This is a genomic window from Aeromonas molluscorum, assembly GCF_051376105.1.
Classification (GTDB): domain Bacteria; phylum Pseudomonadota; class Gammaproteobacteria; order Enterobacterales; family Aeromonadaceae; genus Aeromonas; species Aeromonas molluscorum.
In genome coordinates, this window is the sequence record NZ_JBPQCY010000002.1 from 792,633 (window position 1) to 814,195 (window position 21,563).

The 21,563-nt window shown below is 62.5% G+C and carries 19 protein-coding genes; 8 read left to right on the forward strand and 11 right to left on the reverse strand.

Annotation, left to right across the window (positions count from 1 at the left end):
* The first annotated feature begins 131 nt into the window (after nt 1-131).
* From dsrO to ACSMDR_RS14270, 3 genes are read left to right on the forward strand one after another with little or no spacing between them, the layout of a single operon-like run.
* Nucleotides 132-914, forward strand: coding sequence for a sulfate reduction electron transfer complex DsrMKJOP subunit DsrO (gene dsrO / locus ACSMDR_RS14260; RefSeq protein ID WP_436468673.1), 783 nt, complete (start codon nt 132-134; stop codon nt 912-914).
* Nucleotides 904-2,040: an NrfD/PsrC family molybdoenzyme membrane anchor subunit gene (gene nrfD / locus ACSMDR_RS14265; protein ID WP_436468674.1), complete on the forward strand. Its 1,137-nt coding sequence runs from the start codon at nt 904-906 to the stop codon at nt 2,038-2,040. Before dsrO ends, nrfD begins: the two co-directional genes overlap by 11 nt.
* Nucleotides 2,040-5,147 carry a tetrathionate reductase subunit A gene (locus ACSMDR_RS14270; RefSeq protein WP_436468675.1) on the forward strand — a complete coding sequence of 1,036 codons (3,108 nt, stop codon included), beginning with the start codon at nt 2,040-2,042 and terminating at the stop codon, nt 5,145-5,147. Before nrfD ends, ACSMDR_RS14270 begins: the two co-directional genes overlap by 1 nt.
* Nucleotides 5,148-5,203: 56 nt before the next feature.
* Here the strand turns inward: ACSMDR_RS14270 and ACSMDR_RS14275 are convergent, their stop codons facing one another.
* Nucleotides 5,204-6,577 carry an endonuclease/exonuclease/phosphatase family protein gene (locus ACSMDR_RS14275; RefSeq protein ID WP_436468676.1) on the reverse strand — a complete coding sequence of 458 codons (1,374 nt, stop codon included), beginning with the start codon at nt 6,575-6,577 and terminating at the stop codon, nt 5,204-5,206.
* Nucleotides 6,578-6,922: 345 nt separating this feature from the next.
* On the opposite strand from ACSMDR_RS14275, the gene ACSMDR_RS14280 reads away from it, so the two are divergent.
* A complete protein-coding gene (locus ACSMDR_RS14280) occupies nt 6,923-7,861 on the forward strand; it encodes a L,D-transpeptidase family protein (protein WP_436468677.1) in 939 nt (312 codons plus the stop codon).
* Between the two features lie 69 nt (nt 7,862-7,930).
* Here the strand turns inward: ACSMDR_RS14280 and ACSMDR_RS14285 are convergent, their stop codons facing one another.
* The 4 genes from ACSMDR_RS14285 to fldB all read right to left on the reverse strand — a co-directional run bounded on the left by ACSMDR_RS14285 (nt 7,931) and on the right by fldB (nt 11,940).
* The gene (locus tag ACSMDR_RS14285; protein WP_436468678.1) at nt 7,931-8,323 is read right to left on the reverse strand and encodes a VOC family protein; all 393 of its coding nucleotides are present in this window, start codon (nt 8,321-8,323) and stop codon (nt 7,931-7,933) included.
* Between the two features lie 205 nt (nt 8,324-8,528).
* Nucleotides 8,529-9,869, reverse strand: a complete 1,341-nt coding sequence (locus ACSMDR_RS14290; RefSeq protein ID WP_436468679.1) for a TldD/PmbA family protein — start codon at nt 9,867-9,869, stop codon at nt 8,529-8,531.
* Entirely contained in the window at nt 9,869-11,269 is a 1,401-nt protein-coding gene (locus ACSMDR_RS14295) for a TldD/PmbA family protein (protein WP_436468680.1), read from the reverse strand. The genes ACSMDR_RS14290 and ACSMDR_RS14295 overlap by 1 nt, the downstream gene beginning before the upstream one ends.
* Nucleotides 11,270-11,421: 152 nt before the next feature.
* Entirely contained in the window at nt 11,422-11,940 is a 519-nt protein-coding gene (fldB, locus tag ACSMDR_RS14300) for a flavodoxin FldB (RefSeq protein ID WP_005894688.1), read from the reverse strand.
* Between the two features lie 191 nt (nt 11,941-12,131).
* Here fldB and xerD point away from each other — a divergent pair, with 191 nt between their 5' ends.
* Nucleotides 12,132-13,049 carry a site-specific tyrosine recombinase XerD gene (xerD, locus tag ACSMDR_RS14305; RefSeq protein WP_436468681.1) on the forward strand — a complete coding sequence of 306 codons (918 nt, stop codon included), beginning with the start codon at nt 12,132-12,134 and terminating at the stop codon, nt 13,047-13,049.
* Between the two features lie 99 nt (nt 13,050-13,148).
* Here the strand turns inward: xerD and mscL are convergent, their stop codons facing one another.
* A complete protein-coding gene (mscL, locus tag ACSMDR_RS14310) occupies nt 13,149-13,556 on the reverse strand; it encodes a large-conductance mechanosensitive channel protein MscL (RefSeq protein ID WP_005894682.1) in 408 nt (135 codons plus the stop codon).
* A gap of 280 nt (nt 13,557-13,836) precedes the next feature.
* Here mscL and recJ point away from each other — a divergent pair, with 280 nt between their 5' ends.
* Nucleotides 13,837-15,567, forward strand: coding sequence for a single-stranded-DNA-specific exonuclease RecJ (gene recJ, locus ACSMDR_RS14315; protein WP_436468682.1), 1,731 nt, complete (start codon nt 13,837-13,839; stop codon nt 15,565-15,567).
* A 354-nt stretch (nt 15,568-15,921) separates the two neighbouring features.
* On the opposite strand, the gene ACSMDR_RS14320 is transcribed toward recJ, so the two are convergent.
* Nucleotides 15,922-16,554 carry an RBBP9/YdeN family alpha/beta hydrolase gene (locus ACSMDR_RS14320; RefSeq protein WP_436468683.1) on the reverse strand — a complete coding sequence of 211 codons (633 nt, stop codon included), beginning with the start codon at nt 16,552-16,554 and terminating at the stop codon, nt 15,922-15,924.
* A 31-nt stretch (nt 16,555-16,585) separates the two neighbouring features.
* Between ACSMDR_RS14320 and ACSMDR_RS14325 the strand changes: the two genes are divergently transcribed.
* Nucleotides 16,586-16,717: a hypothetical protein gene (locus ACSMDR_RS14325; RefSeq protein WP_269077624.1), complete on the forward strand. Its 132-nt coding sequence runs from the start codon at nt 16,586-16,588 to the stop codon at nt 16,715-16,717.
* A gap of 39 nt (nt 16,718-16,756) precedes the next feature.
* Nucleotides 16,757-17,833 carry a Gfo/Idh/MocA family oxidoreductase gene (locus ACSMDR_RS14330; protein WP_436468684.1) on the forward strand — a complete coding sequence of 359 codons (1,077 nt, stop codon included), beginning with the start codon at nt 16,757-16,759 and terminating at the stop codon, nt 17,831-17,833.
* Between the two features lie 83 nt (nt 17,834-17,916).
* On the opposite strand, the gene lipA is transcribed toward ACSMDR_RS14330, so the two are convergent.
* The 4 genes from lipA to ACSMDR_RS14350 all read right to left on the reverse strand — a co-directional run bounded on the left by lipA (nt 17,917) and on the right by ACSMDR_RS14350 (nt 21,499).
* On the reverse strand, nt 17,917-18,882 hold the full coding sequence (lipA, locus tag ACSMDR_RS14335; protein WP_436468685.1) for a lipoyl synthase: 966 nt from the start codon (nt 18,880-18,882) through the stop codon (nt 17,917-17,919).
* Nucleotides 18,883-18,967: 85 nt separating this feature from the next.
* The gene (gene lipB / locus ACSMDR_RS14340; RefSeq protein WP_005894665.1) at nt 18,968-19,636 is read right to left on the reverse strand and encodes a lipoyl(octanoyl) transferase LipB; all 669 of its coding nucleotides are present in this window, start codon (nt 19,634-19,636) and stop codon (nt 18,968-18,970) included.
* A gap of 65 nt (nt 19,637-19,701) precedes the next feature.
* The gene (gene ybeD, locus ACSMDR_RS14345) at nt 19,702-19,965 is read right to left on the reverse strand and encodes a DUF493 family protein YbeD (RefSeq protein WP_005894662.1); all 264 of its coding nucleotides are present in this window, start codon (nt 19,963-19,965) and stop codon (nt 19,702-19,704) included.
* 331 nt (nt 19,966-20,296) lie between these two features.
* Nucleotides 20,297-21,499: a D-alanyl-D-alanine carboxypeptidase family protein gene (locus ACSMDR_RS14350; protein WP_005894660.1), complete on the reverse strand. Its 1,203-nt coding sequence runs from the start codon at nt 21,497-21,499 to the stop codon at nt 20,297-20,299.
* Nucleotides 21,500-21,563 lie beyond the last annotated feature (64 nt).

Consider the following 21,563-nt stretch of genomic DNA (forward strand, 5'->3'; position numbering starts at 1 on the left):
GATTTCATTGCGCTGGATCAACCCGGCTCCCGGTATGTGGAAAACCACAATAGAACGGTTCCGGTGGCTGGGGACAATGGGCTCATCCCCCGCTTGCCCTGCTTCGGGCAAGCCAGCACAAGGAAAAAGCCATGGAGCTCAGCAAGCGCCGATTGTTATCCGGGATTGCCGCCCTCACCGCGGGGGCTGCCCTGATCCCCGTGGTTCAGGCTCAGCCTGGCCCTGCCCCCCGCAATGGCGACGTGGCCATCAGCCGGGGTGACAAGCGCAAGCGCTACGGCATGCTGATCGATCTGCGCCGCTGCGTCGGTTGCCAGGCCTGCACCGTGGCCTGCACCATCGAAAACCAGCCCCCCCTCGGCCAGTTTCGCACCACTGTCAGCCAGTACGAGGTGAGCGATGTGGCGGCGCTCGATGCCCCCGCCTCTCTGTTCATGCTGCCTCGCCTGTGCAACCACTGCGCCGAACCCGCCTGCCTCGATGTCTGTCCCACCGGTGCCACCTTCCAGCGCGACGACGGCATCGTCGTGGTCAACAACGACTGGTGCGTCGCCTGCGGCTACTGCGTGCAGGCCTGCCCCTATGACGCCCGTTTCATCAACCACGAGACCAACACCGCCGACAAGTGCACCTTCTGCGCCCACCGGCTGGAGGCGGGGCTTCTGCCCGCCTGCGTGGAGACCTGCGTCGGCGAGGCCCGCATCATCGGGGATCTCAATGATCCCGCCAGCCAGATAAGCCAGCTGCTGCGCACTCACGAGTCCGCCCTCAAGGTGCTCAAACCCGAGGCCAATACCCAGCCGCGGGTCTTCTATCTGGGCATGGACGAGGCCTTTGTCAGCAAGATCGATGGCAACCCCGCCCAACGCACCCTGCTCGGCGATGACGGCAAGGAGATAGCCCATGACCATTAATGAACTGCTGACCCCGGATCAGCCCATCACCTGGCTGCCCTGGGCGGTGCAATATTTCTTCCTCATCGGCCTGGCCTATGGTGCTCTCTGGCTCGGCGCGCTGGATCTGTGGCACAAGGTGCCGGATCGGCGACTGCAAATGTTGGCCGCCGTGCTGATGATGGCGGCCGGGGTGGTGGCCCCCATCGCCCTGACCGCGGACTTGCATCAGCCAGCCCGGGCCTGGCACTTCTACGCCCAGCCCCGGTTCAGTTCCATCATGTGGTATGGCGCCTACCTGCTGCCCCTGTTCAGTCTGCTTAGCATGCTGCTCGGCTGGTTGCTGATAAGACCTAGTCTGGCCCTGCGCGGCGCGGAGACTGACAGGGTTGCCGCTATGGCCCGCCTGCTCTGCCTGGGAGGCTGGTCCGGGGATCGCTGGCTCAAGCCGCTGGCCCTGCTGGCCGCCCTGAGCGGACTCAGCATCGCCCTCTACACAGGTCTGGAGACCATGGTGGTCGAGGCTCGCCCGCTCTGGCATACCCCCTGGCTGCCCTGGTTGCTGGCGCTCAGCGCACTGCTGGCGGCCCAGAGCGCCCTGTTGCTGCTCAACCGCCTGCTGGCCGGCTGGCAGCAACGCACGGAGGCGGGGCTGCAGCGCCAGATCCGCCCGACCCTGGCGCTGCTGGCGCTCTCTCTGCTGGGCTGGACTCTGTTTGGCGGCGCCTCGGCGACGGAGGCTGGCGCCCTCTATCGGCTCGATCCGAGCTGGCGGCTGGCGGCCCACTGGCTGCTGCTGACCCTGGGGTTGTTGGCGACCCTGTTGCTGGTGGGGCAGCGCCTGGGCGCCCGCTGGCAGCCCCTGGCGCTGTGGGGAACGGCGCTGCTGGCGCTGCATCTGGTCTGGGGCCTGCGCTGGCTGGTGCTTATCCAGGGGCAGCTGGTGCCCAAATATGGCGCCGGTGCCTACTTCTACCAGATAGCCTGGGGGCCGGCCGGGGTACTCGGCATTCTCGGCACCTTCGGCCTGCTGCTGGCCCTGTTGGTGGCGCTCTCCGAGCTGGTGCGCGCTTCCTCTGTGCCATCCACCGGCAAGGCATCCACCGCCAAGGCATCTCCTACTCATTCCGCTCGCGAGGCAATCTGATGGATCACAGCAAACGCAAGTTTCTCAAAGGGGCCGCCATTGCCGGTGGCACCGGATTGTTCGTTGCCGGTTACAGCGACACCCTCAAGCACGTCGTGAGCGGGGTGGCGACCGGCAGCTCGGGCAAACCGACTCGGGATCCCATCCATGGCAACTCCCTTGCCGTGGAGTACAGGGTCGACGAGCAGGGGGATCTTCATCCCAACCCGGCCCAGCGCCTGGCCAACACCATGTGCCTGGGTTGCTGGACCCTGTGCGGGGTGCGGGCCCGCATCGACAACGAGAGCGACAAGATAGTGCGCATCCTCGGCAACCCCTATCACCCGCTCTCCGCCCAGCATCACATCGATTTCAAGACGCCGGTCAAACAGGCGCTGCTTGGCACCAGCGGTTATCAGGAAGGGGGGCTCAATGGTCGCTCTACCGCCTGCGCCCGGGGCAACGCCATGCTCGAACAGCTCGACAGCCCGCACCGGGTTACCCAATGCCTCAAGCGAGTGGGGCCCCGTGGCAGCGGCCAGTGGCAGAGCATCTCCTTCGAACAGCTGGTAACCGAGGTGGTGGAGGGGGGCGATCTGTTTGGTGAGGGCAGCATCGAGGGGCTGCGGGCCATTCGCAACCTCAATGAGCCGCTCGACTCTGCCAACCCCGAATATGGCCCCAAGGCCAACCAGTTGCTGGTGAGCAACGCCTCGGACGAGGGGCGCGACGTCTTCATCAAGCGCTTCACCTTCAACAGCTTCGGCACCCGCAACTTCGCCAACCACGGTGCCTATTGCGGGTTGTCATTTCGGGCGGGGGCAGGCGCCCTGCTCGACGATCTGGAGAAAAATGCCCACCTCAAGCCCGACTGGGACGAGAGCGATTTTCTGCTGTTCATGGGTACCTCCCCCCAGCAGTCCGGCAACCCTTTCAAGCGCCAATCCCGCCAGCTGGCGTCGAACCGGGCGAGGGAGGGAAAGCCGTTCTCCTACGTGGTGGTGGCCCCCAGTCTGCCCAATACGGTCAACCTGCCCTCGGCGCCCGCCAACCGCTGGTTGCCCATCAAGCCCGCCACGGATTCGGCCCTGGCCCTGGCCATGCTGCGCTGGATCATCGACAACGACCGCTACGCCGAGCCCTTCCTGGCGGCACCCCATGCAGTTGCGGCCGAGCGGGCCGGTTATCGCGGCTTTTGCAACGCCAGCCATCTGGTTGTCTGCGACGAGACCCATCCCCGCTTCGGCCAGATGCTGCACGCCAGCGACCTGGGGCTGCCCCACGGTGGCGAGGCCTATGGGGAAGGGGATGGGGTGCTGGTGGTCGAGGAGGGCAGTGGCGAGCTGCGCGTGGCCGGGCAGTGCGAGCGGGCCCGGCTCTGGGTGGATCGCCGCCTCCCGACTGCGGGTGGGACGCTGGCGGTCAAGAGCAGCTTCCAGCTTCTGGCCGAGGCGTGCCGGGAGCACTCCCTTGAGCATTACAGCCAGGAGTGCGCCGTGCCGGTGAGCGATATCGAGGAGCTTGCCCGGGAGTTCACCAGCCACGGCACCCGGGCGGCGGTGATCAGTCACGGCGGCACCATGAGCGCCAACGGCTTCTATTCGGCCTGGGCCATCATGATGCTCAACGCCATGATAGGAAACCTCAACGCCCGAGGCGGCGCCGTGGCGAGCGGTGGCAAGTTCAACCCCTTCGGGGCCGGGCCGCGCTACGATCTGGAGAGCTTCCCGGGTATGGTCAAACCCGCCGGTGTCTTCCTGTCGCGATCCAAGTTCCCCTACGAGAAGACCTCGGAATATCGCCGCAAGAAAGAGGCGGGGCAGAACCCCTACCCGGCCCGCGAGCCCTGGTTCCCGCTCTCTGGCCCGCTGCTGGGTGAGCACCTGACCGCGGCGGTAAGTGGCTATCCCTACCGCGCCAAGGTCTGGATCAACCACATGGGCAATCCCCTCTACGGTCAGGCCGGGCTGCATCAGGCCATCGGCGAGCAGCTTAAAGACCCCAAGGTGCTGCCGCTCTTTGTCAGCATCGACAGCTTCATCAACGAATCCTCGGCGCTGTCGGACTACATAGTGCCTGACACCCTGACCTACGAGTCCTGGGGCTGGGCCACGGCCTGGCACGGGGTCATGACCAAGGTCTCGACCGGCCGCTGGCCCGTGGTGGAGCCTCGCGTTGCCAAGAGTGCCTCGGGGGATCCAGTCTGCATGGAGTCCTTCTTTATCGCCGTGGCGAAGCGCCTGGGGTTGCCGGGCTTTGGCGAGGGGGCCCTCAAAGGGGCGGATGGCAAGCTGCACGCCCTGAACAAGGCGGCGGACTTCTCCCTCTACGGGGCGGCCAACGTGGCCTATCTCGGCGAGCCTGTGCCTCCCATCGGACCTGAGGATCTCGCCTGGTCCGGGGTGGAACGGATCCTGCCCATTCTCAACGCCACCCTGAGTGCGGAGGAGGCGGGCCGCGCTGCCTACCTCTTCGCCCGGGGCGGGCGCTTCGAGCCGGTCGCCAAGGGGCGCGATGAATCGGGTCAGCCGAGCAAGCGCTGGCCCAAGCCCTTGATGCTGTGGAACCCGGCGGTGGGCAGTCGCCGCCACAGCCAGAGCGGCCATTTCCTGAGCGGCACCCCGCGCTTCTTCCGACCCCAGCTCGCCGATGGCACGCCGCTGAGCGAGGCGTTCAAGCCGGCCCAGTGGCCCCTGCTGCTGACCAGCTACAAGTCGCACACCATGAGCTCCATGAGCATCGGCTCGGATCGCCTGCGTCAGGTGCACCCCAGCAACGGGGTGCGGCTCAACGTCCAGACGGCGGCCCGGCTTGGCATAGTGAGCGGGGACAGGGTGCGGGTCAGTACCCCCAATGGCAGCGTGATCGGGCTGGCCGAGTGCGTGGCCGGGGTGCAGGAAGATGCCATCGCCATCGAGCACGGTTTCGGTCACAAGGAGCTGGGGGCGAGGGCGCATTGGGTCGACGGCAAGGAGGTGGCCGCCAGTGCCCTGCGCGGCGCCGGGGTGAACCTCAACGATCTGGCGGTGCTGGATCCCAGTCGTCACGGCCGCTATCCCCTGGTGGATTGGGCCATTGGATCCTCGGCGCGCCAGGGCTTGCCAGCCCGGGTCGACAAGCTGGTGTAAACGAAGAAAAAAGCGGGGCCTGTTGGCCCCGCTTTTTTTGAGTGACGTCCTTGGGATCAGTTGTCCAGTTCGAGGTCGACCCACACCAGGCGATGATCCGAACTCACCCCCTTGGCGATGCCAAGCTTGGCGTCATAGACCAGATGGTAGCCCGGCTCGAAACTGGCGGGCCAGAACACCCCGGAGGCGATGGCATTGAGATTGGCGGAAGGCAGCAGGTGATCGAGCTGCAGGCCGCTGCTGCTGGTGATGCGCTCCGGCGTGGGGCGGTTGTTGTTGCGCTTGCACTGATCCGGCTGGCTGGCGAGGCACTCGGGGCCCCCCTGGCTGATCGGGATCAGGGCGCCGTTGCTGACCGCCTGATTGACCAGCACATGGTTGTGCAAGTCCTGGATGGCACTGAGATCGCCATCGCCTGCTTGCGGATCGGCGTTGAGATCCCCGGCGATGACGAAGCGGGCACCCTGTGGCAGGCCGCCCGCCTTGCCGGTGTCGTCCACCATGTAGCTGGCGCTCTCCACATAGTCCTGCCAGAAGGCGACCTCGGCGCGGTTGTGCTTGACGTTGTGGCGCGCCGCGTTGCCGAAGATGGGCGGAGTCGGGTGGGAGATGAGGAAGTGGATCACCTCCTCCTTGTCACCCTGCTTGATGCGCACTGGCACATCCGCGTGGTTCTTGGAGGAGAGCGGGAACTGCGCCCAGGCGGCGTCGTCATACCAGGGCTCGCCGCACTGGCGGCCCGCCGGGATCGGCGCCCTGGGGTTGTTGCAGTCGTCGATGACGGGGTTCGTTTCGCCGGGCATATCCTTCCACTTGAAGTGCTGGAAGGTGCGGATCTGCTTGGTATCGATGGGGTACTGGGACATGACGGCGAAGCCGTACTGGCCATGGTAGTTGCCAAAGCCCCAGGCGTCGTCCGGCCCGCTGTTGCGCTTTCCGTCCAGGTTGAGGTCATGGCCGCTCATCAGGCCGGTGTTGGTGGCAAAATTCTGCATCACAGGGTAGCGGATGGCGGTCACCTCGCCGTGCTGGGCATGGGCCAGGTAGTTGTCGTTGAAGGCCTTGAGATCGGCGGTGCTTTCGCCCTTGCCGTCGTTGTCGAACTCGTTGAGCAGGAAGACATCCGGCCGGGTGCGCTGGATGATTTCGGCAATATTGCGGATCTGCTGCACGTTTTTGGCGCGGGTGATCTCGGCCTTGCCGAGGCTGCTGTCTCCGTCCTGGTAGCGGCTCAGCAGGACGTCCTGGGCGGCGCGGTCCAGGGCCAGTTCGCCGGAGAGCATACCGGCGGCGGTGCGATCAAACGATAGATTGAAGGTGGCGAAACGAACCATGGGATCTGGGGCCTTTGAGTCATTTTGGCTGTTGCAGCCTGCCAGCATTCCGAGGGAAATGGCGGCGGCCAGCAGGGTCTTATTGATGTTTTTCATTATATTTTCCGTAGCGTCAATAGGTTAGCGCCTTTTTGGGGCGCCGGCATTATAAGGCGCCGGGATGAAGGTTGAGTGTCAATTGACCTCGATTGTGAGCCATTTCACATGCTGTGAAATGGCCGCGGGGCAGGGAGGATCCCGCTGTTCATGGAATAGTCAGCCAAGTGGCGATAACTTAAATGATTAAATAGTGCCAAAAGCGGGGTCCTGAGTGATAAATCCCCCGTCTGGACGTTGAAATTTGCGCCTCGGCAAGGAAGAATGCGCACCAGCGGTGCCCGCAGCTCATGACGAGCGTGCACCTCCCCCAGTTCAGGTCACAGAAACCCCTATAGGAATTGTATGAACGCCTTTAGTACCACGCTTCGCGTCGCCGCCTCGGCCCTCTTGTGCAGCCTGACACTGGTCAGCCAGCAGGCCGCCGCTGTTGAATATGCTCTGCCCGCCGCCAACAGCCGTTTGATCGGTGAAAATCAGGAGTACGTGGTGCCGGCGGACAATCGCCCCCTCGAGCAGATCGCCTCTGATTTTCAGCTGGGCCTGACCAACATCATGGAAGCCAACCCCGGCGTGGATCCCTTCCTGCCCAAAGCGGGCAGCACGCTGGTGATCCCTCATCAGTTGATACTGCCGGATGCCCCGCGCGAGGGGATCGTCATCAACGTGGCCGAGATGCGTCTCTACTACTACCCCAAGGGCAAGAAAGTGGTACAGGTGCTGCCGATAGGCATTGGCCAGCTTGGGGTCAACACCCCGGAGAACTGGGTCACCAAGGTGGAGCGTAAGCGTGCCAACCCGACCTGGACGCCGACCGAGAACATACGCCGCCGCTACGCGGCTCAAGGCAAGTCACTGCCCGCAGTCTGGCCAGCCGGCCCGGATAACCCCATGGGTCTGCACGCCCTCTACATCGGCAACCTCTATGCCATTCACGGTACCAATGCGACCTTCGGTATCGGTCTGCGGGTGAGCAGCGGTTGCGTCCGCCTGCGCGCCGACGACATCAAGTATCTGTTCGAGAAGGTACCGGTCGGCACTCGCGTCCAGTTCGTCAACCAGCCAGTCAAGGCCACGGTCGAACCCGATGGCAGCCGTTACATGGAAGTCCATGAGCCGCTGTCGCGCAGCGAAGCCGAGTTCAACTCCAATACACCGGTGCCGCTCAAGCTGACGGCCCCCATCAGCCGTTTCGTCGCGCATGCAGAGAACGACTCCAAGCTGGTGAAAGAGGCCCTGGAGCAGCGTTCCGGTATGCCGACGCGCCTCAATCCCGAGGCGTGATCGACTCCTCGCTCTAGGCGAAACAACAACGGCGACCCCAGGGTCGCCGTTGTTGTTTCTGGTGGCCACTCAGGGGCCGGGTGGGGCATAGAGGGCGAGCCGGTTGCCTTCGGTGTCCTCTATGATGACCCGGGAGCCATGGCCGCTGCCAATGCTGTGCAGGGGGGCCAGCACGCGCCCGCCAAGGCCGGGCACCAGCCGCTGCGCCTCTTCCAGTCGATCGCCCAGGGAAAGGTAGATGAGGGGGCCGGCGGCGCCGGGCTGGTGGTATTCATCCATGGGGCCGAGGCAGGCCGCCGCGTTGTTGCCGTCGTGGCGCAGCATGGCGAAGCGTATCTCCTCCTGTACCGGCGTGACGTCCACGTCGAGCAGGGCGGCATAGAAGGCCATGGCGCGATCCAGATCCCGAGTCGGAATGTCGGCCCAGACCAGGGTATTGTCCATCTTCGTATTCTCCAGCATGTTCCGGCCGATGCGACCGGTGGCTCCTTGAGGGTAGGAGTGGCTGAGCAGGGGCGCCATCTATGAAAAAACGGCGCCATCAGGCGCCGTTTTGGAGTGGGGGAGAGCAGCCGCTTCTGCACTGCATACAGTCAGTTGCCTTCTAGGTTCAGGCCACCGACCCATCTCTGTGCCGGCAGGCTGCGGCTCTCCTTGTCCAAAGGTCTCACTTGCCGGCGATGCTCAGCCCGCCGAAACGGATGAGGGGGGCATAGAAGCCCTTGCCATCGTCGTGGTGCAGCCGGTCGCCGACCGCTTCCAGCTCTCCCAGCAGGCGGTAGAAGTTGCCTGCAACCGTGATGCCGCGCACCGGCGCAACGGGAACACCGTCCCGACACAGGAAGCCGGAGGCGCCGAACGAGAAGTCGCCGCTCACCGCATCGGCGCCCGAGTGCATACCGTCGAGTTTGACCAGTTCCAGATACTCGCCCGCTTTGACCTCGGCCTCGCTGTGGGGACCTGTGCCAAACACCAGATGGCGCGGGCTGACATCCAGGGCGCCACGGGCGCTGCGTGAGGCGGCCCCATTGCTCTGGATGCCGAAGTGGTGAGCCGTGGCACTGTTGTGGAGCAGCGTCTTGAGCTCCCCCTCGCCAATCAGCAATAGATCGGTGCTGGGGGCCCCTTCTCCATCGAAGGCCTTGATGTTCATGCCTCCCGGCATATGGACCCGGCTCTCCAGGGTGAGCCAGCGGGAGGCCACAGACTGGCCAAGCTTGCCGCGCCAGGGGTTTATCCCCTGCTGGGCCCATTTGCCAGACAGCGCCGACTGGAAGCAGCCAAACAGGCTGGCCAGGCAGTTGGTGCTGAACAGGGCGCTGTAGCGGCCGCTCGGCACGGCTTCCCCCATCAGCAGCCCCTCAGCTACGCCATAAACCTGCTCGATGAGGGGGCGGCTGTCGAGTTCGTCGAAGCGGCGGCCGTACTGTCCTTGATAATGCATGGACTGCCGCCCTTCACGCTCAACCAGCGCCGAGGTATAGCAGCCGACGCTGAACTCGCTGTGCTGGCAGAGCGTCCCCAAGCTGTTGGCGAGCCAGAGGCGGCTCTCCCCCTCGAACAGGCTGTTGTAAGGCGCACCTGTCACATCCGGTAAGGCCAGCATGTCCGCCTCGAGGCGCAGGGCCAGGGCTATTTTCTCCTCCACCGGAGTCAGGTCGGGTTGATGGATCTCGGCGCAATCGGTATTGAGCTGACTGTTGGCCACTCGGATGGCCTGATCCGCATCCACCTTGGCGAAGCGGCTGGCGTCGAGGGCATCTTGCAACATGGCATCGAGGGCTGCTTCATCCAGAGACTCCGAATAGGCGATGCCGACCCGGCCATCCTTGATGAGACGCAGGCCAACCTGCTGGCTGCTGGTGACCTTGTATTCACCAAGCTCCCCCTTGTCGGCCTTGAGGGAGAACGCCTTGTCCTGATTGGCGATGAGATCCGCCTCGGCATTGATATCGGCCACTTTCTCCAGCAGGCGGCTGAGCAGAGTATTCATATCGAGTGTGCTCATCAGGCGTTCCCTCCCACTAAGATGTTATCCACTTTCAAGGCTGGCTGGCCGACCGAGGTGGGCACTGAGCCCGAGACGGAACCACACATGCCCGCGGCCAGGGCCAGATCGCGGCCGACCATGGAGATCTCCTTGAGCACCTGGGGGCCTGTGCCTATCAGGGTGGCCGATTTGAGGGGGCGGGTTATTTTGCCGTGCTCGATGAGGTAGGCCTCCTGCACATTGAAGTTGAACTCGCCGGTACCGGGTTGTACCGAGCCACCGCCCATCTTCTTGGCATAGATGCCGTGCTCCACCGTGGCCAGCATGTCGGCGAGGCTGTGGTTGCCCGCTTCGATGAAGGTGTTGCGCATGCGCGAGGCGGGAGCGAAGCGATAGGATTCGCGCCGCCCTGAGCCGGTGCGGGCATGGCCGGTCTTGAGCGCCCCCATGCGGTCGACCAGGAAACCGGTCAGCACGCCATCCTTGATGAGCTGGGTGTGCTGGGTCGCCATGCCTTCATCATCGACGTTGATGGAGCCCCAGGCGTTGCCTTGCAAGCCTTCGTCCACGGCGCTGACCGCCGGATTGGCGATAAGCTGGCCCATCTTGTCGTGGAACACCGAGGCCTTCTTGGCGACCGAGGTGGTTTCCAGCAGATGGCCGCACGCCTCGTGGAAGATGACGCCGCCAAAGCCGCTCTCCATGATGACCGGCAGCTTGCCGCTCGGGCAGGGGGCTGCGCCAAGCTTGACCAGCGCCTGACGGGTGGCGGTGAGTGCCAGCTCCCGTGGGTCTATGCTGGCCGCATGCTCCCAGCCCATGAGGGCGCCGGGGGCTTCATAGCCCATGGTCTGCTCACTGCCCTGGGCGGCGATGGCCTGGGCCATGATGCGGTTGTAGTGGCGGCGATCGCTTATCCAAAGCCCCTCGCTGTTGAAGATCTCGACCTCCTGCTCCCAGCCAAGGGCATTGGCGGAGAACTGGCTCAACTTGTCACTCTCGCTGCGTGCCGCGGCATCCATGGCATGCAAGTAGGCGATCTTCTGCTCCAGCAGTTTGTCGGCCGAGAGCGGCAGGGCCACAGGGTTGCGATCGGTGAAGCGGGTGAAGTCGAAGGCGGTGGCGGTGACCATGGGGTCACGCCTGTCCTTGGCCGCCAGCAGGGTGACGATACGCAACAGCTCGTCGCGGTCGGCCAGGTTGGTGTAGCCGTAGAGCACCTTGTGGCCGTAGCACAGGCGCACGCCTATGCCGAAATCGAGGCCGCCACTGATATTTTCTATCTGGCTCGACAGCAGGCTTATCTGGCTGCGGCGTTTGCGCTCCACGAAGAGTTCGGCGAAGTCGGCCCCAAGCGCCAGAGCGTGATCGAGCACGTCGCGGGCAATCGCAGGGGCAAGGAGAGAGGTCTTGATCATAGAATTTCCTTTTCTGGTCTATTCCTGTTTGCTTCCAGCGCCCCGATTTTTAGGGTTATGTTGGGCGCTGGTTAACATTGTTACAGACCAGTGTGCAAAAGTCGCTAGGCCTAACCCGATGACGACAATAGAAAATACGCAGGGAGGCAGGCTTAGAGCAGCTCCTGGATCTCGCTCAGGATCTGTTCGACCCACTGTTCGAGTCGCTCATCCGTTTGCTCATACTGATTGGCGTCATCGAGGGCCAGCCCGACGAAGTGGCGACCGTCGTCGATGAGTGCCTTGGAGGCCTCGAACTCGTAGCCTTCATTGGGCCAGTAACCCACCAGCTTGACCCCCTTGGGCTGCAGCTGGTCGTGGAGCAGGCCGAGGGCATCTTGATACCAGTCGCCGTAGCCGAGCTGATCACCCATGCCGAACAGGGCGATGATGCGCCCCTCAAGGTCGAGCCCGGCAATGTCATCCCAGCTGGACTCCCAGTCTTCCTGCAACTCGCCAAAATCCCAGGTGGAGATGCCGAGGATCAGGATCTCGTAATCTTGCATGCGCGCCAGGGGCACGTCTTTGATATTGTGGATGTCGACCAGCTCCGGGCCCAGCAGGGTGCGGATCTTCTCGGCGGCCATCTCGGTGTAACAGGTGGTGGAACCGTAAAACAGACCTATCTTCATCGCTCTTCCAGCCAGCTCAAAGTAAGGGGGCAAGTTTACCAGAGAGTGGGGACAGCTTCCCAGCCTGGCCGGTTCATCGCCACTGTTGGTGCCCTTTCGGGGGGACTGGCGGGTTTCGTGTCGCTCATCTCTTGTCGTACCGCCCAGGCTTGGCGTTAGAATGGCAACCTGTTCGTCAACCCGGCCGCCCCATGACCAAGAAAACCGTCAAGTCCGCCAAGTCCCCGCACCCCCTGATTGAGCAGTTCCTCGACGCGCTCTGGCTGGAGCGGGGCCTGTCTGACAATACCGTGGCATCCTACCGGGTCGACTTGAGCAAGTTTGCCCATTGGCTGGATGCGCAGGGCAGCGCCCTGCTGCTGGCGGGGATGGCCGAGATCCAGCACTACCTCGCCTGGCGGGTGGATCAGGGCTTCGCCCCCAGCAGCACGGCGCGCTTTCTCTCTGCCTTGCGCCGCTTCTATCAATATCTCAATCGGGAGAAATTGCGCAGTGACGATCCGACCGTCTTGCTGGAGGGACCCAAGTTGCCCAAGAAGCTCCCCTCAGACCTGAGTGAGGGGCAGGTTGGCACCTTGCTCGATGAGCCTGATGTGGAGGACCCGCTTGAGTTGCGGGACAAGGCGATGCTGGAGCTGCTCTACGCCACCGGCTTGCGGGTCTCTGAGCTGGTGGGGTTGACCGCCGAGCACCTGAGCCTTCGTCAGGGGTTGGTACGAGTGGTGGGCAAGGGCAACAAGGAGCGACTGGTGCCCATGGGGGAGGAGGCGGTGCATTGGCTCGAGCGTTACTATCGCGCCTCGCGCCCTCTACTGCTCGGCGGGGTCAGCTCGGACGTGGTTTTCCCTTCCAAACGAGCGCAGATGATGACCCGTCAGACCTTCTGGCATCGCATCAAGCTGTATGCCTTGCGCGCCGGCATTGCCGGGGAACTGTCCCCCCATACCCTGCGCCACGCTTTCGCCACTCATCTGCTCAACCATGGCGCCGACTTGAGAGTGGTGCAGATGCTGCTGGGGCACGCGGATCTTTCCACTACCCAGATCTACACCCATGTGGCGAATGAACGGCTCAAGGCGCTGCATGGCGAGCATCACCCCCGCGCCTGATGGACGCCATCACAGGCGCCAATACAAGATAAAAAAAACCGCCGGGGGCGGTTTTTTTAATGGCGCAGCCCGGTGGGGCCAGCCCTGCAACGGCTTGGGCTATTTGCCCTGCTGTTTGAGCAGATCGCGGATCTCGCTCAGCAACTCTTGATCCTTGGTCGGCGCGGCTGGCGCCGCAGGCGCTTCCTCGGCTTTCTTCTTCATGCTGTTCATGGCCTTGACGCCCATGAAGATGGCAAAGGCGATGATCAGGAAGTCGATGATGGTCTGGATGAACTTGCCATAGGCGATGACCACGGCCGGGGCATCACCCTCCGCCGCCTTGAGCACTACGGCCAGATCGCTGAAGTCGACCCCGCCGAGGATGATGCCGATGGGGGGCATGATGATGTCACCGACGAACGAGGAGACTATCTTGCCGAAGGCGGCACCTATGATGATACCGACGGCCATGTCGATCACGTTGCCACGGGCAGCAAAGGCCTTGAATTCCTGGATCAGGCTCATTGAAATCTCTCCAAATGGGTAAAGTTGAGCGAAGTTATTGGTCATGGAGTGAGGGCTGGGGGCAGGCTGAGCCTGCCACCATGAGCCATCCCTGCTAGCTTGATGTGACTGAGTCCAATTGGCAACCTGAGCAGGCTAATTTTCTGTTATCGACCGGTTATTAATTGGAATGGCAATAAGCCCAGGGTCATGGCGTTTGCCTATCAGGGGCAGTAGTGCGATCCTTGCCACCTGTTTTCGGCCTCTGCCACTGTGTTGGTTAACCCCATTGGATAGCCCCATGTCTTTGCAAATTCGTCGTCGTCCCCGGGTGGATGATTCTCATCTGCCCGATACCCTGCACCCCTTGCTGCGCCAGATCTTCGCCAGCCGGGGGGTTGCGGATCCTGCCCTGCTAGCGCGTAGCGCCAGTCAGTTATTGTCGCCCCAGCGTCTGTTTGGCATGGAGCAGGCCGTGCCGCTGCTGGCCGAAGCCCTGGCTGCCCAGAAGCGCATCCTGATCGTCGGCGACTTTGACTGCGATGGTGCCACCAGCTCGGCCCTCTGCGTGCTGGCACTGCGGGCCATGGGGGGCCATCACATCGATTTCCTGGTGCCCAACCGCTTCGAATTCGGCTACGGCCTCACCCCGGAAATCGTCGAGCTGGCGGTGGCCCGCGGCGCCGAGTTCCTCATCACCGTGGATAACGGCATCTCCAGCATCGCCGGGGTAGCCGCCGCCAAGGCCGCTGGCATGCAGGTGTTGGTGACGGATCACCACCTGCCGGGTCATGAGCTGCCCGCTGCCGATGCCATAGTGAACCCTAACCAGCGTGACTGCGACTTCCCCTCCAAGTCTCTGGCCGGGGTCGGGGTCGCCTTCTATCTGATGGCGGCCCTCAACACCCATCTGCGCCAGGCAGGTTGGTATGAGCGCCAGGGCATTCGTCCCCCCAACGTGGCGGATTATCTGGATCTGGTGGCGCTCGGCACAGTCGCCGATGTGGTGGCGCTCGATGGCAACAACCGCATTTTGGTACACCAGGGGCTGCAACGGATCCGGGCTGGCCGTTGTCGCCCCGGCATCCAGGCGCTGGTGGATATTTCGGGCCGCGACGGTCGCCGTCTGTGCGCCGCCGATCTGGGTTTTGCACTGGGTCCGCGTCTCAATGCGGTGGGCCGCCTCGATGACATGTCCCTCGGGGTCGCCTGCTTGCTCAGCGATGACATTAACCTGGCGCGCACGCTTGCGGCCGAGATGGACAGCCTCAATCAGGAGCGCAAGGAGATAGAGCAGGGGATGCAGCAAGAAGCGCTCGCCACCCTGGAGCAGGTCCGTTTTCGCGATGGCGAGGTACCAAGCGGCATAGTGCTGCACCGGGACGACTGGCATCAGGGGGTGGTGGGGCTGGTGGCCTCCAAGGTCAAGGAGAAGTACTACAGACCCGTGATCGCCTTTGCGCAGAGCAGCGACACCGAACTCAAGGGCTCGGGCCGCTCCATCCCCGGGGTGCACCTGCGCGATGCGCTGGAGTTGCTGGATACCCGCCATCCCGGTCTGATGGGCAAGTTCGGCGGTCACGCCATGGCGGCCGGATTGACCCTGACCAAGAGCAATATAACGGCGTTCAGCCAGGCCTTTGAAGCCATCATCGCCGAGCTGGTGACCCCTGAACTGCTGATCGGCGTACTGCTCACCGATGGCGAGCTGCTGCCCGATGAGCTGAGCCTGGAGCTGGCGGAGCTCATTCGCGCGTCCGGCCCTTGGGGTCAGGCCTTCCCCGAGCCGCTGTTTGACGGTGAATTCGTGCTGGTCCAGCAGCGGCTGGTGGGGGAGAAGCACCTCAAGATGATGCTGACCACGGATTCGGGTCATGCGGTGGATGCCATTGCCTTCGGGGTCGATATCAAGCGTTGGCCGGATCCCTCGGTGAAACGGGTGCGGCTGGTTTATCGGCTCGACGTCAACGAGTGGCGCGGCAACCGCAGCGTGCAGCTGCTGGTGGAGCATCTGGATGCCGCAGGTCTCTAGCCCTGCGGCTTCTTGCGCATCAAGCCAACGGCCACCCTCGGGTGGCCGTTTTGTCAGCGAATGGCGCAATAACGTCGCCGACCCGTCAATGGTTTCATATTGACGCTCTCATCCATCGGGTTGATTGACGACAGTTGCCGTGAGCCAATGCCATGACAATATCGAACTGGCCCGTCGCGCTGCGGCCTAGCCGTACCCTCTGTTCAATTGCGAGAAGCTGCGGGGATAGCAGGGACGATCCGCCAACGGTTATCACCATTATGACGATGCCAAGTTGGCGTGTCGCCTGACGATGTCATGGCCCAGTCGTGTGGCGCCGCCAAGGCCAGAGGTGGCGCGGGCTATCGCGCCGCTTCAGTCAGGGCTGAGGCCGCGGGTGGCTGTTCGGCCTATCTGCTGGTCTGGAGTTGCCGCGGCACGGATGGCGGCCACCGTCACCATCACTTGCTCATAGGCGAGGGGCAACTCGGTGAATCCCTCTCTGTCGAGGAAATGCCCCCCTTGCTTGAGCAGATGCAAAGGAGCCTGGAGCCGCTGGGCCAGACGCGCCGAGTAGGGCTGGGGTACTATGGCATCATCGCAGGAGGCGATCAGGGCACAATGCAGCAAGCGCGCCCGAATGTTGGCAAGGGGCAAAGGTTGGGCGACGAAGGGGGTCAGCTCGGGCAGGGTTGCGAGGGGCTCATCAAAGCCACTGACCAGCAACAGGCCGCCGACGCGCTGGGTCGCAGGCAGTTTATGCAGATAGCGCAGCGCCGCGATGCAGCCCAGGCTATGGCCTACCAGTATGGTGTTGCTGTCCGCCTCTCCTATGCCTTCCAGCAGATGAGCATCCCAGGCGGCAGGCGCCGGGGCATGGGGAGCAGGCATGGCCAGCACAGTGACCTGCACGTCCTGCTCTTCGAGTCGGGTGGCGAGCCAGGGAAACCAGTTGGCCTGGGGGGACGCCGTGTAACCATGGATGATGAAGACTTTGACCGGGGACATGAGCAACTCCTGAATGCGGCGGGGAGTTCGCATGATAGCCCTTGCCTGGGCGGACTGGAATGCGTGGGGCGTTGCCGCGCATCAGACTCTGATGGAAAGCCTGAGTATTGCCGCCAGCCAGTGCTGGCGATTAATTGCGCTGGATCAGGCCTGGTTGCGCTGAGTGGCGCTAGATTGATGCTATTTATCGAGAGAGTTGTACATGCGGATTGGATTCGTAGGCTTGGGCGCCGTAGTGGAAACGGCCTATCTACCCGCCCTCACACGGCTAGCTATAGCGGACCTCGAGATCTGGGGTCATGATCTCGATCCCGCCCGGCAACTGGCGGGCATCCATGGCTTGGCGAGCCTCGATGCCTTGCTGGCCAAGCCGCTGGATCTGCTGTTTATCACCACACCTTCTCTCCTTCATCTGCAGATCCTGCAGGCCGCCCTGGCTAGCGCAATACCGCTATTGGTAGTGGAAAAACCCCTGGTAGCCCATCTGGCTCAGCTTGGACAAGTAGAGGTGCTGCTGGCCGATCCTGCCTATGCCGGGCGGGTGCTGGCCCTGGATCACTGGATGGCGCGTCGCGGTATCCAGCAACTGTTATTGGGACAGCTTGATGCACACTGGCAGGCCGAGGATCCGGCGCAGGCGGATCTCCCAGACTTCACCGGTGCCCGGCTCGTGCTGCTGGAAGGCTATCTGCAAGAAGCCAGTGGCAGGGACGATCAGGGGCATCCCATCGCACTCAACTTTGCCACAGGAGAGGCGGATCGCCGCGAGCTGCGTCATCCAGATGGCGTCATTCTCGACATAGGTACCCATGTGCTGACTCAGGCCAGAGAGCTGGTGGCTGCGCTTGGCATGGAGGAAACCTTGCAACTGAGAGTCAAGGGGATGACGGATCGGCTGGGAGTGGCCATAACCCGAGGCGATCTGCACAGTGCCGAAGGGCGATCCGAGCTGTTCGGCTCCCTGGGGGCCATACCTATCCATATCTGGCTCGACAAGTATGCCGGTCCTGCCGGGGGACAGAAGGGGATCCGGGTCTCTCTGGCAGATGGCCGGCAAATCAGCCTGGATCGCCGTGGCAACGAGGAGCTGCTCATCGTGACTCAAGGTGCACAGCGCCAAAGTTGGCGCCTGAATGGCCCCCTCTATGAACACTGTCTGGCCAGCTTGTTGACGGGGGATGGGATTGGCAAGGCAGAGCGCATTGCCTTGACCCGACGTCGCCTGGCCGAGGTGCGGAGCCTGCTTGAGTTGCAGCAACAAGTACGAGGCCCTCACTGAGAGCACTCCGCCAACCAGTCGATATAAAAAGAGCGCCATGAGGCGCTCTTTTTGGTGGCAAGTACGTGTGAAAGACGAGGTGGTTATTTGACCTCTTCGCCCTTGGCTTGCAAGTCTGCGTGATAAGAGGAGCGAACGAAAGGACCACATGCGGCGTGGGAGAAGCCCAGCTCCATGGCCACATCTTTGAGCTCATCGAACTCTGCGGGCGGCACGTAGCGCTTCACCGGCAGGTGGTGGCGGCTCGGTTGCAGATACTGACCCAGGGTCAGCATGTTGACGCCGTGCTCGCGCAAGTCCTTGAGCACCTGGACGATCTCTTCGTTGGTCTCGCCCAGACCCATCATGACACCGGATTTGGTCGGTACATGGGGGTGCATCTCCTTGATGCGGCGCAGCAGTTCGAGGGACCACTTGTAGTCGGCACCGGGGCGGGCGACACGGTACATGCGCGGTGCGGTTTCCAGGTTGTGGTTGAATACGTCCGGCGGCGTCTCGCGGAACACATCCAGGGCCTGTTCCATCCTGCCACGGAAGTCCGGGGTCAGGATCTCGATGCGGGTCTGGGGGCTGTGCTCGCGGATCTGCTTGATGCAGTCGGCGAAGTGCTGGGCACCGCCGTCACGCAGATCGTCGCGGTCCACCGAGGTGATGACCACGTATTTCAGCCCCATCTCCTTGATGGTGAGGGCCAGCTTCTTCGGCTCGTCGGGATCCAGCGCCAGCGGGCGGCCATGGGCCACGTCGCAGAAGGGGCAGCGACGAGTACAGATGGCACCCATGATCATGAAGGTGGCGGTGCCGTGGTTGAAACATTCGGCCAGATTGGGGCAGGAAGCCTCTTCGCATACAGAGTGCAGCTTGTTTTTGCGCAGCGTGCTCTTGATATGCTCGATCTTCTGGCTCGACGGCGGCAACTTGATGCGCATCCAGTCCGGTTTACGCAGCACTTCTTCGGTGGGATCCGGCATGAATTTCACCGGGATCAGGGCCATCTTGTCGCCATCGCGCAGCTTGACGCCCGGCTCCATACGAACTGGTTTGCTCATGATTCACTCTCGGTGTTTGTTACTGTCAGGTTGATGGCCGTAGGGGACATCTTCATGTTCGCAGCGCCGCACGGCACGAAATTGCTCATGATGCTTGCTCGACATGGGTGATTGTCTGATAGCCGATAAGGTTGGCCAGGGCGCTGATAAGCGGTACAGCCGCTTCGGCAACGCTCGCAGGGCCACCCAGGGCACTGGTTTGGGTCATCGGCATGCCCGCATAGCCGCAAGGGTTGATACGTAGGAAGGGGCTCATGTCCATGTTGACGTTGAGGGCCAGCCCATGGAAGGAGCAGCCGCGCCGAATGCGCAGCCCCAGGGAGGCGATTTTGGCCTCGAGACCGGCTTGCTGCACATAGACACCGGGGGCATCCGCTTTGGCATAGGCGTTGATATCGCTTAAGGCCAGGGTCGAGACGATGGCCTGCTCCAGGGCGGTCACCAGCTCGCGCACCGAGAGCTTGCAGCGGCGCACGTCCACCAGTACGTAGAGCACCAGCTGGCCGGGGCCATGATAGGTCACCTGGCCCCCCCGATCGCTCTGTACTACAGGAATGTCGCCGGGGGCGAGCAGATGCTCGGCCTTGCCAGCCTGTCCCTGGGTGTAGACGGGCTCATGCTCCACCAACCAGAACTCGTCCGCGGTGTCGCCATCGCGACCGTCGGTAAACGCCTTCATGGCGTCCCACACGGCCTGATAGGGGCTGCGACCCAGGTGTCTGATCAGCAGGTGACGTTGTGCTGGGCTGGACATGGTTTCCTCACGGGCAGGGCACGACAAAAAATTCGTCGCCCTCTGAGGGCGACGAAGCTATGAGGTTACAGAACGTAGCGAACCAGCTCTATGTTACCCAAGGCGGTATACATGGCTTCGACATGTTCTTTGCTCTGGGCGGTAACGGTTACCCGGACCGAGTGATAATTGCCTTTGGAGCTGGGTTGGACGACGGGACTGTAAGTGCCCGGCGCATGCTGCTGCAGCACTTTGACAACCTGATCCGGCAGGGCGGGATCGGCCACACCCAGTACCTTGAAGGGGAACTTGCAGGGAAACTCCAGCAGTTCATCAAATTTGGTATTCATTGACTCACCTTTTGTGTCATCAGGGATGACGCTCTCATGTAGCTCATTGCCCTTGGCCTAGAAGGCCGCCAGTACAAGTCTATATGGGCATGGCCCAGACCGGGATCAAGACCCGGTTTCGTGCGACAAGACATGGAGGTGCTGCTTTTTACCACAAATCCCGGGGCGGCGGAACCTGCAGATTGCAGGGTTATTCGCTGGCGGCTGCCAGCGAGACAGTAACGGCGCCTGATGGCGCCGTTACTTGACAACATTTTACCCTGGGATCACTCGAGTTAGCCGATGGCCCGCAGGGTCACGACTTCCCCCAGCCGGCCAGCTTGCCCAAGCGTTACTTGAACCAGCTGGTCACCAGCAGAACAACATAGTCCCACAGACGGCTCATCAGACCACCCTCTTGCACATCTTCCAGGGCAACCAGGGGAACTTGCTTGATCTCTTTGTCACCCTGCTTGAGGAAGACGGTACCGACCTTTTGTCCCTTGGCCAGCGGCGCCTTGAGTTCGCTGTCGAGTTGGAAGTCCGCTTTCAGGTTGCTGGCCTGACCGCGGGTCACCACCACGGAGACGTCCTGGTCCACACCCAGTTTCACTTCCGGCTTGTCACCCATCCAGATCTTCTGGCTGACCAGTTCGGTGCCCGCTTTGTAGGGGGTCGAGCTTTGGAAGAAGCGGAAGCCATAGGTGAGCAGCTTCTTGCTTTCGGCGGCGCGGGAGGCTTCGCTGCTGGCACCGAACACCACGGCGATGAGACGCATGCCTTCATTGTTGGTGGCGGAGGAGACCAGGTTGTAGCCGACCTGGCTGACGTGGCCTGTCTTGATACCATCGACCTGCAGGGATTGATCCCACAGCAGGCGGTTGCGGTTGTGCTGGGTGATACCGTTGAACACGAATGACTTCTGGGAGTAGATCTTGTACTCCTCGGGCAGGTCGCGGATCAAGGCCTGGCCCAGACGCGCCATGTCGTGGGCGGTACTGTAGTGACCCTCGGCATCCAGGCCATGGGGGTTCATGAAGTGGCTGTCGTTCATGCCGAGCTTGGCGGACCAGGTGTTCATCAGACTGGCGAAGGAGTCCGTGCTGCCTGCCAGGAATTCTGCCATGGCGACACAGGCGTCGTTACCGGATTGGATGATGATGCCCTTGTTGAGATCATCGACCGAAACCTGCTTGCCGACTTCGATGAACATCTTGGAGGAGTCGGAGTAGTTTTTGGACCAGGCGTTCTGGCTGATGGTCACCATGTCGGTACGCTTGATGTTCCCCTTGAGCAGCTCCTGACCAATGATGTAGGAGGTCATCATCTTGGTCAGACTGGCGGGTGGGAGACGCTCCTCGGCATTCTCCTCGGCGAGGATTTGACCGCTTGCGTAGTCGATCAGGATGTGGGCCTTGGCCGAGATAGTCGGCGCGGCGGGCACTACCACTGGCATGCTGTTCGGCGTGGGCAGCGCATCTGGGGTTGGTGTATTGGCCTGGGCGGTTGCGCTGATCAGGGCGGCGAGGATAACTGAATGAGAAAATTTGGACATCGTGAAAATTCCTGCGGGCCTGGTCGGGTGTGACCCCTAGTAAATGTAAATGAAAAAGCGGGGC

What these genes read in the sequence shown, in the direction of transcription:
- recJ (WP_436468682.1), top strand. Translation starts at nt 13,837, where the DNA reads ATGTCTTTGCAAATTCGTCGTCGTCCCCGGGTGGATGATTCTCATCTG.
- mscL (WP_005894682.1), bottom strand. Translation starts at nt 13,556, where the DNA reads ATGAGCCTGATCCAGGAATTCAAGGCCTTTGCTGCCCGTGGCAACGTG.
- ACSMDR_RS14290 (WP_436468679.1), bottom strand. Translation starts at nt 9,869, where the DNA reads ATGAGCACACTCGATATGAATACTCTGCTCAGCCGCCTGCTGGAGAAA.
- lipB (WP_005894665.1), bottom strand. Translation starts at nt 19,636, where the DNA reads ATGTCCAGCCCAGCACAACGTCACCTGCTGATCAGACACCTGGGTCGC.
- ybeD (WP_005894662.1), bottom strand. Translation starts at nt 19,965, where the DNA reads ATGAATACCAAATTTGATGAACTGCTGGAGTTTCCCTGCAAGTTCCCC.
- fldB (WP_005894688.1), bottom strand. Translation starts at nt 11,940, where the DNA reads ATGAAGATAGGTCTGTTTTACGGTTCCACCACCTGTTACACCGAGATG.
- ACSMDR_RS14295 (WP_436468680.1), bottom strand. Translation starts at nt 11,269, where the DNA reads ATGATCAAGACCTCTCTCCTTGCCCCTGCGATTGCCCGCGACGTGCTC.
- xerD (WP_436468681.1), top strand. Translation starts at nt 12,132, where the DNA reads ATGACCAAGAAAACCGTCAAGTCCGCCAAGTCCCCGCACCCCCTGATT.
- ACSMDR_RS14325 (WP_269077624.1), top strand. Translation starts at nt 16,586, where the DNA reads ATGATAGCCCTTGCCTGGGCGGACTGGAATGCGTGGGGCGTTGCCGCG.
- dsrO (WP_436468673.1), top strand. Translation starts at nt 132, where the DNA reads ATGGAGCTCAGCAAGCGCCGATTGTTATCCGGGATTGCCGCCCTCACC.
- ACSMDR_RS14280 (WP_436468677.1), top strand. Translation starts at nt 6,923, where the DNA reads ATGAACGCCTTTAGTACCACGCTTCGCGTCGCCGCCTCGGCCCTCTTG.
- ACSMDR_RS14270 (WP_436468675.1), top strand. Translation starts at nt 2,040, where the DNA reads ATGGATCACAGCAAACGCAAGTTTCTCAAAGGGGCCGCCATTGCCGGT.
- ACSMDR_RS14275 (WP_436468676.1), bottom strand. Translation starts at nt 6,577, where the DNA reads ATGAAAAACATCAATAAGACCCTGCTGGCCGCCGCCATTTCCCTCGGA.
- lipA (WP_436468685.1), bottom strand. Translation starts at nt 18,882, where the DNA reads ATGAGCAAACCAGTTCGTATGGAGCCGGGCGTCAAGCTGCGCGATGGC.
- ACSMDR_RS14350 (WP_005894660.1), bottom strand. Translation starts at nt 21,499, where the DNA reads ATGTCCAAATTTTCTCATTCAGTTATCCTCGCCGCCCTGATCAGCGCA.
- nrfD (WP_436468674.1), top strand. Translation starts at nt 904, where the DNA reads ATGACCATTAATGAACTGCTGACCCCGGATCAGCCCATCACCTGGCTG.
- ACSMDR_RS14320 (WP_436468683.1), bottom strand. Translation starts at nt 16,554, where the DNA reads ATGTCCCCGGTCAAAGTCTTCATCATCCATGGTTACACGGCGTCCCCC.
- ACSMDR_RS14285 (WP_436468678.1), bottom strand. Translation starts at nt 8,323, where the DNA reads ATGCTGGAGAATACGAAGATGGACAATACCCTGGTCTGGGCCGACATT.
- ACSMDR_RS14330 (WP_436468684.1), top strand. Translation starts at nt 16,757, where the DNA reads ATGCGGATTGGATTCGTAGGCTTGGGCGCCGTAGTGGAAACGGCCTAT.